Source organism: Blastococcus tunisiensis (assembly GCF_900112815.1).
GTDB classification, from domain to species: domain Bacteria; phylum Actinomycetota; class Actinomycetes; order Mycobacteriales; family Geodermatophilaceae; genus Blastococcus_B; species Blastococcus_B tunisiensis.
In genome coordinates this window covers 73,502-88,374 of record NZ_FOND01000013.1, presented here as the reverse complement: position 1 = coordinate 88,374, position 14,873 = coordinate 73,502, and the positions used below count along the sequence as shown (strand labels likewise).

Genomic DNA, 14,873 nt, shown 5'->3' with positions numbered 1-14,873 from the left:
GTCTCCTTGCAGTGACCAGCCGCCGTCGCGCAAGATGACCCGCCGGAATTTCTCTGTAACCCCAACGAAATTGAGGTCCCTCATGGTGCGACGGCGCACGGTGACGACGGCGATCGCGGCGGCCATGGTCTTCGGCCTGGCCGCCTGTGGTGGCGACGACGACGGTGGCAACGGCGGCAGCGGTGGCGGAGGCGGCGGTGAGGCCGCCGGCAAGATCGGCGTGATCCTCCCCGACACGGCGTCCTCGGCCCGCTGGGAGTCGGCCGACCGCCCGCTGCTCGAGGCCGCCTTCGACGAGGCCGGTGTCGAGTACGACATCCAGAACGCGCAGGGCGACGCCCAGCAGATGGCGACCATCGCCGAGCAGATGATCACCGAGGGCGTGACCGTCCTGGCGATCACGAACCTGGACTCGGCCTCGGGCGCGGCGATCCAGCGCCAGGCGGAGCAGCAGGGCGTCCAGACGATCGACTACGACCGCCTGACCCTCGGCGGCGAGAGCGACTACTACGTCTCCTTCGACAACACCGAGGTCGGCCGCCTGCAGGGCGAGGGCCTGGCGCAGTGCCTCGGCGACCAGCCGGCGAACATCGCCTACCTGAACGGCTCGCCCGACGACAACAACGCCACGCTGTTCTCGCAGGGTGCCCACGAGGTCCTGGACGCGATGGACCAGTACACGGTCGTGGCCGAGCAGGCCGTGCCCGACTGGGACAACCAGCAGGCCGCCACGATCTTCGAGCAGATGTACACCCAGGCCGGCGGTGACATCCAGGGCGTGCTGGCCGCCAACGACGGCCTGGCCAACGCGGTCGTCTCGATCCTCGGCCGCAACAACGCCGCCGGTCAGGTGCCCGTGACCGGTCAGGACGCCACGGTCGAGGGGCTGCAGAACATCCTCGCCGGCAACCAGTGCATGACGGTCTACAAGCCGATCGAGCAGGAGGCCAACGCGCTGGCCGAGCTCGCCGTGGCCCTGGTCAACGGCGAGGAGCCCGAGGTCGACGGCTCGGTCGAGGACACGGAGGGCGACCGCGAGGTGCCCGCCGTGCTGCTGGACCCGGTCTCGGTCTTCCGGGACAACGTCAAGCAGGTCATCGACGACGGCTACCAGAGCGCCGCCGACGTCTGCACCGGCGCGTACGCCGCAGCCTGCACCGAGCTCGGCATCTCCTGAGCCGGCCGGCCGGGGCATCCGATCGCGGGTGTCCCGGCCGCCGTGCTCCCCGCCCCGCGGGTTCCGGGTCCACCGGGGCCCGCGGGGCGTCACACTGCCTCACCACGGCCCGCCCCGGGCCGAACCCATGCAGGAAGGGACGCAGCGGTGTCCGCACCCGAACAGAGCACGACCACCTCGACCCTGGAGCGACCCACGCTGAGCCTGCGAGGCGTCAACAAGAGCTTCGGGGCCGTCCAGGTCCTGCACGACGTCCACCTCGACGTCTATCCCGGCAAGGTCACCGCGCTGGTGGGTGACAACGGCGCCGGCAAGAGCACCCTGATCAAGGCCATCGCCGGTATCCACCCGGTCGACTCCGGCACGGTGGAGTTCGAGGGCAAGGCGGTGCAGGTGACCGGCCCCCGGGACGCCGCCCGGCTGGGCATCGAGGTCGTCTACCAGGACCTCGCGCTCGCCGACAACCTCGACGTCGTGCAGAACATGTTCCTCGGCCGCGAGCGCAAGCGCGGCATCGTCCTGGACGAGGCCTCCATGGAGGAGGCCGCGCGCGACACCCTGGCCAAGCTGTCGGTGCGCACGCTGAAGTCCGTGCGGCAGCTGGTCTCCAGCCTCTCCGGTGGCCAGCGGCAGACCGTGGCGATCGCCAAGGCGGTGCTCTGGGAGTCCAAGCTGGTCATCCTGGACGAGCCGACCGCCGCGCTGGGGGTCGCGCAGACCCGGCAGGTCCTCGACCTCGTCCGCCGGCTGGCCGACACCGGGCACGCCGTCGTCTTCATCACCCACAACATGGTGGACGTCTTCGAGGTGGCCGACCGCGTCGCCGCCCTGTACCTGGGCCGGGTCGCCGCCGACGTCCCCATCTCCGAGGTCGACCGCACCCAGGTCATCGAGCTGATCACCTCCGGCCGGTCCGGCGAGCTGGGGCTCGCACCGGACGCGCTCGAGGACTGAGAGGACTGCCATGTCGAGCAACACCCTGACCGCCGCCGAGGCGAGCGGTCCGCAGAAGCCGGCCGCCGGCTTCGAGGGCGACCGCCAGGACAACACCGTCGGCGGCGCCGTCCGCGGCTACCTGAACAAGCTGCGCGGCGGTGACCTCGGCGCGCTGCCGGCCATCCTGGGCATCGTCGTCCTGGGCATCCTGTTCACCATCCTCCGGCCGGGGACGTTCCTCACCCCGCTGAACCTCGCCAACCTGCTGGTGCAGTCGACGCCGATCATGGTGCTGGCGATGGGCCTGGTGTTCGTCCTGCTGCTGGGCGAGATCGACCTGTCCGCGGGCGTGGTGAGCGGCGTCTGCTCGGCGGTGCTCGCCCAGCTGCTGGTGCAGGTGGGGGTCTCCTGGCCGATCGCCCTGCTGGCCGCCATCGCCACCGGTGCGGTGATCGGCGCGTTCACCGGCAGCCTCGTCGGCATGGTCGGGATCCCGTCCTTCGTCGTGACCCTGGCCCTGTTCCTCGGCTTCCAGGGCGTCACCCTGCGGATCATCGGGCAGGGCGGCACGGTGCCGGTGCGCGAGCCGGTCGTCCGGGCGCTCGCCAACGAGAACGTGCCGGTCACCCTGGGGTGGATCCTCGCCGCGGTCGTCGCCGTCTCCTACGCCGCATTCGAGCTGTGGCGCTGGCGCTCGCTGAAGTCCCGCGCCCTGGCGCACCCGCCGCTGGTGCTCGTGGTGGTCCGGGTCGTGCTGATCGCCGCGGTGGTGTTCGGTGTGACGGCCATCCTCAGCGTCGACCGTGCGCTCGCCGCCGCGATCGACCTGGCCGGCATCCCCTACGCCGTGCCGCTGGTCGTGCTGCTGCTGCTCCTGCTGACCTTCGTGCTCTCCCGCACCACGTTCGGGCGGCACATGTACGCCGTCGGCGGCAACGCCGAGGCCGCGCGCCGGGCCGGCATCAACGTCACGCGGATCCGGGTCATGGCGTTCGTGATCTCGTCGAGCCTGGCCGCGATCAGCGGCATCCTCGCCACCTCCCGGCTGAGCTCGGTGACGCCGGACGCCGGTGCCGGCAACACCCTGCTCTACGCCGTCGGTGCGGCGGTCATCGGGGGCACGAGCCTCTTCGGTGGCCGGGGCAAGGCCCGGGACGCCGTCCTCGGCGGTCTGGTCATCGCGATCATCGCCAACGGCCTGGGCCTGCTGGGGGTGGCCGCCTACCTGAACTTCGTGATCACGGGCGGGGTGCTCCTGCTGGCCGCCAGCGTCGACGCGCTGGCCCGTCGGCGGTCGGCGTCCACCAAACGCTGAGGACGCCGGCCGCCTCCCCATCCCTCGCACCGGGTCGGCCACCCGGCGCGGGGTCACGAACTCCTGCCGTCCGCCGTGTCGTCGCCCGGCGGACGGCAGGATCACATCCGGCGCCGGCCGGCCGGTGCCCGCGGGCCGGTGGATCTCCTCAGTCGCCGAAGTCCACCAAGAAGCCGAGCAGGTCGACCCGGCCGAGGGTGACCCCGCCGTCGGTGACCGCCTCCACGGACCTGGTCCCGAGCGGCATCGGGGCGACGAGCACGCCGTCCACGGCGCCGTGCTCGGACAGGAACGACCGGTCCCCGTCGTAGGTCCGCACCAGGGCCACCTCCGGCGGCCCCACGACGACCAGGCCGGTGCTCATCGGCGCGCCGGTGCCCTGGTCGATCACCTCGCAGGAGGCGGCCTGGACGCGGCGTTCCGGCGGTGGGCCCGCGGGGAGGACGTCCCGCCCGCAGAAGGCCCCGGTGAGCGACCCGTCGGGCTGGCGGGCGAGCCACTGGGCGCTGACGACGACGGCGCCACCGGGCAGCGCGACCGTGACGACGGCGGCCCGGCCGGCGCCACCGGCCGGCACGCTGCCCACCCACTGGGCGGTGATCGTCACCTGGTCGCCCGGGAGCCCGAGCTCGCGCAGCACGCCCTCGGCGGCGTAGCGGGCCGCCAGCTCACCGAGCTCGCCGGGCGGTCCGCGCAGGTAGCCGACGGACAGCTCCGCACCGGGCTCGCCGGCGAACAGCGACCACGGCGTGTCCCGCGCCTGCAGCCTGCCGTCGCGCAGCACGCGGTAGGACGTCGACGCGTCGACGGCGCGGGGGACCGGCGGGATCCGGGTGACCGCGACGCCGTCCTCGGTGTCCACCCGCCGCCACTCCCGGCTCGTGCGGCCGTCGGCGTCGATCAGCGGCCGCTCCGACACCTCGACCTCGTCCCCGGGTGCGGCGACGACGACGAGCGCGCCGGTGCGCGGGTCGGTCAGCGCCAGCGGCCAGTCCGTCGCAACGGTGTACGGGTCGGTGGCCGACGTCATCTGCGCCACGGCCGCCCCCGGTGGTCCGGTGAACCAGGCGGCTACCGGCGCGTCGTCGGGCACGACGCCGGGCGGCAGGTCCGCCGCCTCCGGGGCGTCCGCCGCCCCGGCGACGACCAGGGCCCAGCGGCCGCCCGGCACGTCCCCGGCGTACACCACGCGGCGAACCTCCACGGGCGGCTCGGACAGGTAGTAGAGGATCGTCCCGTCCGCCGCGCGCACCGGCGGCTCCACGGTCCAGGGCAGCGCCCGGACGCCGTCCAGGAAGGCATGGTCCCCGGCCAGGGAGCCCCGCGTCGGTCCGGTCAGGATGCCGGCACCCGGATCACCCGTCGCCGCGGCCCCGGGGACGCCGGTGACCGTGCCGGGGGCCGGAGGCGCCTCCCGCGCGTCGCCCCCGGTCAGGTCGACCACGGCGACCGCGAGCGCGACGGCGCACCCGGCGGCGGCCGCCCAGGTCCACCACCGGCGGTGCCGGTCCCCGGCCCGGTCGGCCACGAGCTCCGTCGGCCCGCCGCCGTCCAGCCCGTCGTCGCCCACGCCCGCCCTCCCCGCCGCCCGCGGTCCTCCCGAGCAGCAGCGTGCCCCGCGCACCGGCGCGGCACCGTCACGATCCGGTAACGACCCTCGGGAGGAAGGGGGTCAGGCCCTGCCGACGGCGTCGACGAGGACCGCCACGGTGAGCTCCACCTGCCACTCGCGGGCGCCACCGGCCCGCAGCGCGGCGCCCACCCCCGCGGCGTCGCGCGCCTCGGGCGGGCTCCACATGATCCGGCGGACCAGGTCGGGGGAGAGCACGTTCTCCACCGGCACGGCGTGCTTCTCGGAGAGCTCGGCCAGCCCGGCGCGGGCGACCTGCAGACGGGTCGCGGCGGCAGGGTCGCGGTCGGCCCAGCGGTTCACCGGCGGCGGCCCGTCGCCGGTCCTGCTGTGCGGCGGCAGCTCCGCCTCGGGGAGCGCCCTGCCCCGGGCGATCGCACCGAACCAGGTGGCGACCAGCCGGCGGTTGGCGCGCCCCCGGAAGACCGGCAGCTCCAGCAGGGCCCCCTCGTTGGCCGGGTCGGCCTGGACGGCGGAGACCATCGCCGAGTCGGGGAGGACCCGGCCGGGGGCGATGTCGCGGCGGCGGGCCAGCTCGTCGCGCGCCTCCCACAGGCTGCGCAGCATGCCCAGCTGCCGGCGGCTGCGCAGACCGTGCACCCCAGAGGTGCGCCGCCACGGATCGGCCTTGGGCGCCGGTGGGCCGGCGGCCAGGATCGCCTCGAACTCCTGGCGGGCCCACTCGCTCTTCCCCTGCTCCTCGAGGATCGCGGCCAGGGCGTCGCGGAGGTCGACGAGGACCTCGACGTCGAGGGCGGCGTAGACCAGCCACTCCTCGGGCAGGGGGCGGGTGCTCCAGTCCGCGGCGGAGTGGCCCTTCTGCAGCGAGAAGCCCAGCAGCGACTCCACGACGGCGCCGAGACCCACCCGGGGGAGCCCCGCCAGCCGGGCGGCCAGCTCGGTGTCGAAGATCCGGCCCGGCACGAGGCCGATCTCGGCGAGGCAGGGCAGGTCCTGGTTGGCCGCGTGCAGCACCCACTCCACGTCGGCGACGGCACCCTGGATCACGGAGAGGTCGGGCAGGGGGACCGGGTCGACCAGCCCGGTGCCGGCCCCGCGGCGCCGCAGCTGCACGAGGTAGGCCCGCTGGCCGTAGCGGTACCCGGAGGCGCGCTCGGCGTCGACGGCGACGGGACCGGTGCCGGCGCGCAGGGCCTCGGCGTACTCGACGAGCTGGGTCGAGGTCTCGATGACGGGCGGCAGGCCGTCCCGCGGCGCGAGGAGCGGGACCGCCGGCGGCGACGCCTCCGGAGCGGTGTCGTCCGCTGCGCTGGGCGTGGGCTCGGTGCTCAGTTGCCGTCCACCTTCTCGCCGGTCCTCGTCGTTCGGGCCACCGGCCCTGGCCGCCCTCGGGGCGGGCGCCCGTCCGGCCCCCCGATGCTAGAGAGTCTCGTTCCCGGCGCGGTCGGAGGGACCCAGGAGCCTGACTCCGGGCGGCGGCAGGCCGGCCGCGTTGCCGAGCACGTCCAGCCAGGCCTGCAGGTGCCGGTCCAGGGCGCCGTCCTCCGCCGTCCACGAGGCGCGCATCTCCACGTCGACGCTGTGCTCGGGGCCGGCGAGGTCGCCGAAGCGGGTGGAGGCGGTCCGGGTGACGGTGCCGCCGACGGTGTGGTGGCCGGCGCCGGCCTCGGTCAGCGCGTCGGTGAGCCAGCTCCAGGCCACCTCGGAGAACATGGTGTCGTCGACCAGTTCCTCGTCGGTCCCGGCGGACAGGTAGCCGACGCAGCGGGTGGTGCCCTTCCACGCGTCGTGGCCCTCGGGGTCGAACAGCACGATGAACCGGGCGCTGGCGATCTCGAAGTCGTCGCCGCCGTCCGGGTCGGCCTCGGCCACGTGCGCGGCCACCGCGTGGGCGAACGGCGCCAGCCGCTGCGGGGCGGGGATCTGCTCGAGGACGATCTCGGGGCGGGCGCGGACGGTCGCGAGCGCGTCCAGGGCGGCGCGGAACTCGGCGGGGGGCGGGTCCCCGTCGGTGTCCTTGCCTCGGTTCCCGGCACTGGCCAGGCAGGTCGGCTCCACGGTGGCAGGGTAGGCCGCCGGGTAGCACACCGCGTCCGACGCGCCGCAGCCGACCGCCGACCTGCGCGGACGCGGTCGCCGCCGCGGCGTCCCGGCGGCGTCTGGGAGGATCGGCGGTCGTGAGTGCTGCCGCCGATCCCGCCCCCTCCGCCGCGCCGTCCGACTCCGACCTCGTCCGGGCGGCCCGGGGACTGCCGGTGAGCCGCACGCCGGTGTGGTTCATGCGCCAGGCCGGGCGGTCGCTGCCGGAGTACCGGGCGCTGCGGGCCGGCACCGGGATGCTCGCCGCGTGCCAGGACCCCGACCTGGTCACCGAGATCACCCTGCAGCCGGTGCGCCGGCACGGCGTGGACGCGGCGATCCTGTTCTCCGACATCGTGCTGCCGCTGCTGGTGGCCGGGGTGGACCTCGACATCAAGCCCGGCGTCGGCCCGGTCGTCGCCCAGCCGATCCGGTCGGTGGCCGACGTCGACGCGCTCCCGCCGCTGGAGCCCGACCGGCTGGCGTTCCTCGACACGGCGGTGCGGCAGCTGGTCGCCGAGCTGGGGCCGACGCCGCTGATCGGCTTCGCCGGGGCGCCGTTCACGCTGGCCACGTACCTGATCGAGGGCGGCCCGTCCAAGGAGCACGCGCGCACCAAGGCCTTCATGTACGCGGAGCCCGAGGCGTGGGGCCGGCTGCTGGACCGGCTGGCCGTCTCGGCCGCCACGTTCCTGCGCACCCAGGTCGACGCGGGCGCCTCGGCCGTCCAGCTGTTCGACTCCTGGGCCGGGGTGCTGTCGGCCGCCGACTACGCCGAGCGGGTGCTGCCGCACTCCCGGGCCGTGTTCGACGGGCTGGGCTCCCGCGACGTCCCGCGGATCCACTTCGGCGTGGGCACCGGGGAGCTGTTGCCGCTGATCGGGGACGCCGGCGCCGACGTCGTGGGCGTCGACTGGCGGATCCCGCTGGACGAGGCGGCCCGGCGGGTCGGCCCCGGCCGGTCGCTGCAGGGCAACCTGGACCCCGCCGTCCTCCTGGCCGACCGCAGCACGGTGGACCGGGAGGTGCGCCGGGTGGTCGAGCAGGGCCGCGCCGCCCGCGGGCACGTGTTCAACCTCGGCCACGGCGTGCTGCCCGACACCGATCCCGGCGTGCTGACCCACGTCGTGGAGCTGGTGCACGAGCTCTCCATGTCTCCTGCCCACCCCACCACCCCGACGGCGTGACCGCGCCCCGCCGGCTGGTCGTCGTCGGCGCCGGGATCACCGGCCTCGCCGCCGCCTTCGAATGGCGGCGGCGCCGCCCCGACGACGAGATCGTCGTGCTCGAGGCGGGGACGCGGATCGGCGGCAAGCTGCACCGGGTCGAGCTGGGCGGGCACTGGTACGACACCGGCCCCGAGGCGGTGCTGGCCCGCGTGCCGGAGGCGGTGCGGCTGATCGAGGACCTCGGCCTGGCCGACCGGCTCGTCGCCCCCGCCACCACGCAGGCCTCCGTCGTGCTGCCCGACGGGCGGCACCCCCTGCCGGCCGGCACCGTCCTCGGCGTGCCCGCGACGGCCGACGGCCTGGACGGCATCCTCACGGCCGACGGCGTCGCCCGGGTGCGTGCCGAGGCCGACCTGCCCCCGCTGTCGGTGGACGGCGACGTCGCGGTCGGTGCGCTGCTGCGGGAACGGCTGGGTGACGAGGTCGTCGACCGGCTGGTCGAACCGCTGCTCGGCGGGGTCTACGCGGGCGGCGCCGACGAGCTGTCGCTGGCCGCGACGATGCCGGCGCTGGCCGCCCAGCTGCCCGGGGCAGGGACCGTCCTGGCCGCCGCGGCCGCGGCCCGCGACGCCGGCGTCCGCAGCCGGGGCGACGCCGACGGGCCGGTCTTCCTCACCGTGGCCGACGGCATCGGCTCGCTGCCGGACGCCCTCGTCGCCGCCTCCGGCGCGCGCGTGCGGCTGCGGACCCCGGCGCACGGGCTGCGGCGGACGGCCACCGGCTTCGAGCTCGTCGTCGGCGCGGCGGCCGCACCCGAGGTGCTGACCGCCGACGCCGTGCTCGTCACCGCACCCGCCGGCAAGGCCGCGCGGCTGCTGGGCGGGCTGGTGCCCGACGCGGTGGAGCCGCTGCAGGGCATCCCGTACGCGTCCATGGCGGTGGTCGCCATGGCGTTCCCGGCACAGGAGGTCGCCGCGGGCTCGGGTCTGCTGGTGCCGCCGGTGACCGGGCGGCTGGTCAAGGGCGTGACGGTGTCGTCGGCCAAGTGGCCGCACCTGGCGGAGGGGCCGGCCCTGCTCGTCCGGTCCTCGGTCGGCCGCTTCCGGGACGAGTCCGAGCTGCAGCGCACGGACGAGGACCTGACGGCCGCCGTGGTCGCCGACGTGGCCGACCTGCTCGGCCTCGACCGGCCGGAGCCGCTGGAGACCCGCATCGTGCGCTGGGGCGGCGGCCTGCCGCAGTACCTGGTGGGGCATCCCGCGCGGGTGGCGGCGATCCGGGCGGCGGTCGGCGCGGTGCCGGGGCTGGGGATCGCGGGTGCGGCCTTCCGCGGGCTCGGCGTGCCGGCCTGCATCCGCGACGCCTCCGCCGCGGTTGACGCGCTCGTCTGAGACCCGGTCGGGTTGCCGTCGGCGGCCGCGATGGCGAGGGTCGGTGCATGACCCGATCCCTTCCCCGTGGCCTGCTCGCCGGTGCGGCCGGCACCACCGCCCTGAACCTCGTCGGCTACGTGGACATGGCCCTGCGCGGGCGACCGGCCAGCGACGTGCCCGAGCGGGTCGTCGACGCCTTCGCGGCGGAGACCGGGCGCCGGGTGCCGGGCAGCGGGGCGGTGCGGGAGTCCCGCCGGACGGCGCTCGGGGCGCTGGCCGGCATCGCGAACGGCCTGGGCGTGGGCGTCCTGGCCAGCGCCGTCCGGTCCTACGGGGTGCGCTTCCCGGCGCCGGTGGGGGCGGTGGTCACCGGTGCGGCGGCCATGGCGGCGACCGACGTCCCGGGCGCCCTGCTGGGCGTCAGCGATCCGCGCACCTGGACGGCGGGCGACTGGCTGGCCGACGCTGCTCCGCACCTCGCCTACGGGGCGGCGGTGCAGAGCGTGCTGGAGGCGGTGCCCACCCCGCGCGAGCGGGCGACCCCCCGCGGCCCGGCGCGGCCCGGCGTGGTCCTCCGGTCGGCCCTGCTCGGGCTGGCGGCCGGCAGCCGCAGCTCGCTCGGCTTCGCCGGCCCCGTCCTGACCGCGTCGACCACGGCGGTCGTGCGGGACCGCGACACCACCCGCCGCCGGGTGCTGGCCGGCAAGGTGCTGGCCGCGGCAGCGCTGACGGGCGAGTTGGTCGCCGACAAGCACCCCGACGCCCCGCCCCGCGACGGCGCCGGCCCGCTCGCCGGACGCATCCTCTACGGCGCGGAGGGCGGTGCCCGGCTGGCCGCCAGGGAACGGGAGAACGGGGCCCTGCCTGCTGTCGTCGGGATGGCCGGGGCGTGCGTGGGCTCGGTAGCCGGTCTCGGGTGGCGGAGGTGGGCCGCGGGCCGGATGCCCCCGCTGCAGGCGGCGCTGCTCGAGGACGGCGTCGCGCTGGGCCTGGCCGCCCTCGCCTGCCTGCCCGGCCGGAGCCGCCCGCACCTGGTGGTCGTGCCGCGCTGAGCCCGCGGCCGGCGGCCTAGGGTGCCGCTCGTCCGCTGCCGATGACGGCGGCGGCGATCTGCGTCCGGTTCGCCAGGCCGAGCTTCGTCAGGATGTGGCGCACGTGGGTCTCCACGGTCCGCGCGGACAGGAACAGCCGCCCGGCGATCTGGCGGTTGGTGAGCCCGGCCGACACCAGGGCGGCGATCTCGCGCTCGCGGACGGTGAGTGGGTCAGCGGCGCGCGCGGCCCGGCCGGCCCCCTCGACCAGCGCGGCCGCCCGCCGCTGCGCGCCGGGCATGCCGAGTCGCCGTGCCTCCGCCAGCGCCGACCGGGCCAGCTCACCCGCCCGGGACAGGTCGGTGGTCCGCCCCCGCCGCACCAGGGCACCCGCCAGTCCCACCCGGTCGTTGACGGCGGCCGGCCGGGCGCCGGTCCGCAGGTCGACCCGCAGCGCCTCCTCGAAGTGCGGGATCGCCTCGTCCCACCCGCCGCCGACGGCGGCCAGCCGGCCGAGCAGGACCTCCGTCGAGCCGCAGCAGTAGACACCCGCGCCTCCGGCGTCCAGGCCGAACGTGGCGACGATCCCCCCGAGCGCCTCGGCCGCCGCCGCGTCGCCGAACTCCTCGACCAGCGGCACGAGCGTCTCGGCGACGCCTGCCGACTCCACGAAGTCCGGGTCGGTCAGCCGGGGCCGCAGGGCGGCGTACCGGGCCTCGGCCTCGTCCCGCCGTCCTGCGACGAGGGCGACGACGGTCCGGCTGGCCTGCACGATCGGCACGTCGTCGGCGAGGTCCATGAGAGCGACCGCCTCGCCGTCCAGGTCCCGCGCGATCCCCGTCACCATCGCGTACTGGTACAGGAACGCTCCCGACATGCCCGCGGCGGACAGGTCCTGGGTCAGCTCCGTCGCCCCGACGACCCGCGCCTGCTCGTTCAGCGCGAGCGCCTCCTCGAAGCGGCCGTAGAGCGCTGTGACCGACGCGCGCAGCCGCAGGTCGTGCCACCGCACCAACGGCAGGCGGGTGCGCCGGGCGAGCGCGGTGACGCGGGCCAGTTCGTCGTCGACCGTGGCCATGTCGCCGCACTCGAGCGCGGCGTCGATCCGCCACTTCGCGCCCCACAGCTCGGCCAGCGGCTGGCCGGTCGCGGACGCGTGGTCGATCGCCAGCAGGCCCAGGCGGAGCCGCTCCTCCCGGGGCAGCGCGGTCGGGTGCGCCTTCATCCGTGCGCGCACGGCATCGATGACCGCCTGCGGGTCCCCGCTCTCCTCGGCCAGGGCCAGCGCCTCGGTCGCGTGCGCCGTCGAGGCGGTGCCCCGCCCGGCATCGGCCAGCACCGAGGCCGCCTGGGCGAGCAGCCGGGACCGCAGGGCCGGCCGTCCGGCCAGCGACGGATCGGCGAGTGCCCGTTCGCACATGCGCAGCACCGCAGGCGGGAAGCCCGGCGCCGCGACGTCCTGCACGGTCAGGGCGGCAGGGGCGAGGAGATCGGTCCGGCCGCAGGCGGCTGCGGCGTCCGAGGCGGCGGTGGCGTGGTCCAGGCTCTCGCCGAACCGTCCCGCGCGGAACTCCGCCGTGGCGAGGTCCAGCAGCAGCTCCGCCCGCTCGCCGGGCGCGGGTCCGGCGCGGTCGGCGGCGGCCAGTGCCATCGCCAGGAATCGCGCGGCCTCGTCGAACGCCATCGAGCGCGTGGCCGCCTCGGCCGCGCGGCGGGCCCACGACGTCGCCCGCAGCAGGGTCGCGCGCTCCGAGGCCGCCCGCAGCCAGTGCCCGGCGACCGGTCCGGCCGCGGTCTCGTCGTCGGCGGCCACCTGCTCCAGCGCTCCGGCCGCGCGGCGGTGCCACTCCTCGCGTGCGCTGGGGGAGAGGTCGGCGTAGAACGCGTCCCGCACCACCGCGTGTGCGAACCTCCGCCGCCCTGGGACGTCCGGCACCGCGGTCAGGACGCCGGCGCGCACGGCGGCGTCCAGGCCCTCCCGCACCTCGTCCGGGAGGCGGCCGGTCACTGCGGCCACCAGGCCGGCGTCGACCTCCTCGCCCAGGACGGCGGCGGTGTCGAGCAGGTCGAGCACGGGGGCCGGCAGTGACGTCAGCGTCGTCCGGACGAGGTGCCGCAGCTCGGCCGATCCCTCGCCGGACGCCGTCGCGGGGGCACGGGCGACGGCGCGGAGGTAGAGCGGGTTGCCGCCGCTGCGCCGGTGGGCCACGCGGACCGCCTCGGCCGGCGCCCGCGGGAGGAACGCCCGGACGTCGTCCTCGCCGAGCGGGGGCAGCGGCAGCGCGCGGGTGGTGGGCCAGCGCAGGAGGTCGGGCAGGGTCCGGTCCAGCGGGCGGTCGCCCGGCCCGCCCGCCGGGTCGCGGTAGGTGGCGACGACCAGGAGCCGGGAGCGCTGCACCTCGCCCGCCAGGTGGCGCAGCAGCCGCAGCGAGGTCTCGTCGGCCCAGTGCAGGTCCTCCAGGACGACGACCAGACCGGCCGGCTCCGCCGCGTCGAGCAGCGCCTCGGTCGCGGTCGCGACCAGCGTGAACCGCGCGGCCTCGGGGTCGGCGGAGCCCTCGCGGAGCAGGTCGATACCGGACAGCGCCTGCGCGACGGCGGCCCGGACCTCGGGGAGCGTCCGGACGACCCGGCGCCACGGCCACAGGGGCGGGGCGCCCGGGTCGTCGACGCACCGCCCCCAGGCGACCGCGGGGGCCCGGGCGGTGGCCTCCTCCACGGTGCGCGTCTTGCCGATCCCGGCCGGCCCGGAGAGCAGGAGGAGGCCGCCGCGGCCGGCGGCGGCCGCCACGATGCCGGCCGACAGCTCGGCGAGCTCGGCGGTGCGGCCGACGAAGGCGTCGACGTCGTGCGGCGGGGTGGCGGTGGCCACGGCGCGGAGTATCCACGCGGTCGGGCGTCCTGCGTACCGCCTTTCCGTGCCGGATCTCAGTAGCGCTGACCCGTGGTCGCACGGACGTCCGTGGCCGGCCGCCGGCGGATCGTCCTCCGCGCCGGGACCGGGACGGCCGGTCCCCGACCGAGGGAGCACCCCGTGCACGCCACCATCCACCCCTACCGTCGTCCGGCGGGCGCCGGCACCGATCCCCGGGACGCGGCCGCAGCCGTCGTCGTCGACCACCTGGACGATGACGGGGGCACAGTCGTCGCGCTGTGGCCGGAGGAGGTCTCGGCCCCGGCCGGCACCCGCACCTACCGGCTGGTCGACCGTGTCGACGGCAGCGCCGTCGGCCGCACCCCCCTCTTCGCGCAGCTGACCTGGCTGAACGGGACCGGCGACCCCGCGGTCGCGCGGGCCGCCGAGCGCGGCGGCCGCGAGCGGATCCACCCGGTGATCCGGGACGTCGAGGGCCTCGTCGGCGTGCTGGTGTTCCGGTCGGCGGACGACCGGATCGTCGTCGTCGGCCTGGCGACCGGTCTGGAGACGCTCGCCGAGATCAGGAACCGGATCGGGCGCGCGCCGTTGCTGCCGGGCGAGGACCCGGCGCTGCTGCCGGGGCCGGACCGCGTGCAGCTCGGCCGCATCCTGCGCGCCGACGTCCCGGTGGCGGTGCGGTCGTGACCGCCCCGGCCCGGGCCGGCTCCCTCGCCGGCACGTGGACGGTCTCCGACAGCCGGACCCGGGTGACCTTCGCCGTCCGGAACCTCGGCCGGCCGGCCCACGGGTCGGTGACCTGCAGCTGGGGCGAGGTGGAGATCGACGGGAGCGGCGCGCCCCGGCGGGTGACCGCCGAACTGGACCTGGGCAGCCTGGACACGGGGATCGCACGCCGGGACGCCGATCTGCGCAAGCCGTCGCTGCTCGACAGCGACCGGCAACCGGTCATGACCTGGACGGCGGACCGGTTCACCTGGGGCGACGGCCGGTGGACCGCCGAGGGCGTCCTGCGGGTACGGGGCACCAGGGCGCCGCTGACGGTGACCGGGCCGGTGGAGGTGCTGCGCGACGGCTGGATCCGCGTGCGAGGCGCGGGCACCCTCGACCGGAGGACCGTCGGCATCCGGGCGCCCCGGTTCCTGATCGGGCGCACCGTCTCCATCGACATCGACGCGTGGCTGCGCCGCCCCTGCCCGGCGTGAGGACGGCACCGCCGGAGCTCTGGCCCGTGGTGGTCCAGCCCACCACGGGTCCGGGCATCAGCGTGGCCCGATGCGTGTTGGAGCCTCCGTGAACAACCAGCACCACCCCGACCGACTGCCCA

12 protein-coding genes are annotated in these 14,873 nt (G+C 76.3%); 8 read left to right on the top strand and 4 right to left on the bottom strand.

Annotated elements, in window-relative coordinates:
- Positions 1 to 82: 82 nt before the first annotated feature.
- The 3 genes from BM142_RS16335 (at position 83) to BM142_RS16325 (ending at position 3,428) form a co-directional block, all read left to right on the top strand.
- On the top strand, positions 83 to 1,177 hold the full coding sequence (locus BM142_RS16335; RefSeq protein WP_092201154.1) for a sugar ABC transporter substrate-binding protein: 1,095 nt from the start codon (positions 83 to 85) through the stop codon (positions 1,175 to 1,177).
- Positions 1,178 to 1,324: 147 nt separating this feature from the next.
- Entirely contained in the window at positions 1,325 to 2,131 is an 807-nt protein-coding gene (locus BM142_RS16330; RefSeq protein WP_092201152.1) for an ATP-binding cassette domain-containing protein, read from the top strand.
- 10 nt (positions 2,132 to 2,141) lie between these two features.
- Positions 2,142 to 3,428, top strand: coding sequence for a sugar ABC transporter permease (locus BM142_RS16325; RefSeq protein WP_092201149.1), 1,287 nt, complete (start codon positions 2,142 to 2,144; stop codon positions 3,426 to 3,428).
- 148 nt (positions 3,429 to 3,576) lie between these two features.
- Here BM142_RS16325 and BM142_RS16320 read toward each other — a convergent pair whose 3' ends face one another.
- The 3 genes from BM142_RS16320 to BM142_RS16310 all read right to left on the bottom strand — a co-directional run bounded on the left by BM142_RS16320 (position 3,577) and on the right by BM142_RS16310 (position 7,077).
- A complete protein-coding gene (locus BM142_RS16320) occupies positions 3,577 to 4,998 on the bottom strand; it encodes a hypothetical protein (protein WP_092201147.1) in 1,422 nt (473 codons plus the stop codon).
- A 102-nt stretch (positions 4,999 to 5,100) separates the two neighbouring features.
- Positions 5,101 to 6,351, bottom strand: coding sequence for an HRDC domain-containing protein (locus BM142_RS16315; RefSeq protein WP_092201145.1), 1,251 nt, complete (start codon positions 6,349 to 6,351; stop codon positions 5,101 to 5,103).
- A gap of 87 nt (positions 6,352 to 6,438) precedes the next feature.
- On the bottom strand, positions 6,439 to 7,077 hold the full coding sequence (locus tag BM142_RS16310; RefSeq protein WP_092201287.1) for a DUF3000 domain-containing protein: 639 nt from the start codon (positions 7,075 to 7,077) through the stop codon (positions 6,439 to 6,441).
- A 119-nt stretch (positions 7,078 to 7,196) separates the two neighbouring features.
- On the opposite strand from BM142_RS16310, the gene hemE reads away from it, so the two are divergent.
- From hemE to BM142_RS16295, 3 genes are read left to right on the top strand one after another with little or no spacing between them, the layout of a single operon-like run.
- A complete protein-coding gene (gene hemE, locus BM142_RS16305) occupies positions 7,197 to 8,285 on the top strand; it encodes a uroporphyrinogen decarboxylase (protein WP_175527307.1) in 1,089 nt (362 codons plus the stop codon).
- Positions 8,282 to 9,658, top strand: a complete 1,377-nt coding sequence (gene hemG, locus BM142_RS16300; RefSeq protein WP_092201141.1) for a protoporphyrinogen oxidase — start codon at positions 8,282 to 8,284, stop codon at positions 9,656 to 9,658. Before hemE ends, hemG begins: the two co-directional genes overlap by 4 nt.
- Before the next feature lie 47 nt (positions 9,659 to 9,705).
- Positions 9,706 to 10,692: a hypothetical protein gene (locus BM142_RS16295; RefSeq protein WP_092201139.1), complete on the top strand. Its 987-nt coding sequence runs from the start codon at positions 9,706 to 9,708 to the stop codon at positions 10,690 to 10,692.
- A 16-nt stretch (positions 10,693 to 10,708) separates the two neighbouring features.
- Here BM142_RS16295 and BM142_RS16290 read toward each other — a convergent pair whose 3' ends face one another.
- Positions 10,709 to 13,543, bottom strand: coding sequence for an ATP-binding protein (locus BM142_RS16290; RefSeq protein WP_092201137.1), 2,835 nt, complete (start codon positions 13,541 to 13,543; stop codon positions 10,709 to 10,711).
- Between the two features lie 162 nt (positions 13,544 to 13,705).
- Here BM142_RS16290 and BM142_RS16285 point away from each other — a divergent pair, with 162 nt between their 5' ends.
- Both BM142_RS16285 and BM142_RS16280 read left to right on the top strand, forming a co-directional pair.
- Positions 13,706 to 14,233 carry a hypothetical protein gene (locus BM142_RS16285; RefSeq protein ID WP_139228910.1) on the top strand — a complete coding sequence of 176 codons (528 nt, stop codon included), beginning with the start codon at positions 13,706 to 13,708 and terminating at the stop codon, positions 14,231 to 14,233.
- Positions 14,230 to 14,751: a YceI family protein gene (locus BM142_RS16280; protein ID WP_092201133.1), complete on the top strand. Its 522-nt coding sequence runs from the start codon at positions 14,230 to 14,232 to the stop codon at positions 14,749 to 14,751. The genes BM142_RS16285 and BM142_RS16280 overlap by 4 nt, the downstream gene beginning before the upstream one ends.
- Positions 14,752 to 14,873: the final 122 nt, after the last annotated feature.

What these genes read in the sequence shown, in the direction of transcription:
- BM142_RS16325 (WP_092201149.1), top strand. Translation starts at nt 2,142, where the DNA reads ATGTCGAGCAACACCCTGACCGCCGCCGAGGCGAGCGGTCCGCAGAAG.
- BM142_RS16335 (WP_092201154.1), top strand. Translation starts at nt 83, where the DNA reads ATGGTGCGACGGCGCACGGTGACGACGGCGATCGCGGCGGCCATGGTC.
- BM142_RS16295 (WP_092201139.1), top strand. Translation starts at nt 9,706, where the DNA reads ATGACCCGATCCCTTCCCCGTGGCCTGCTCGCCGGTGCGGCCGGCACC.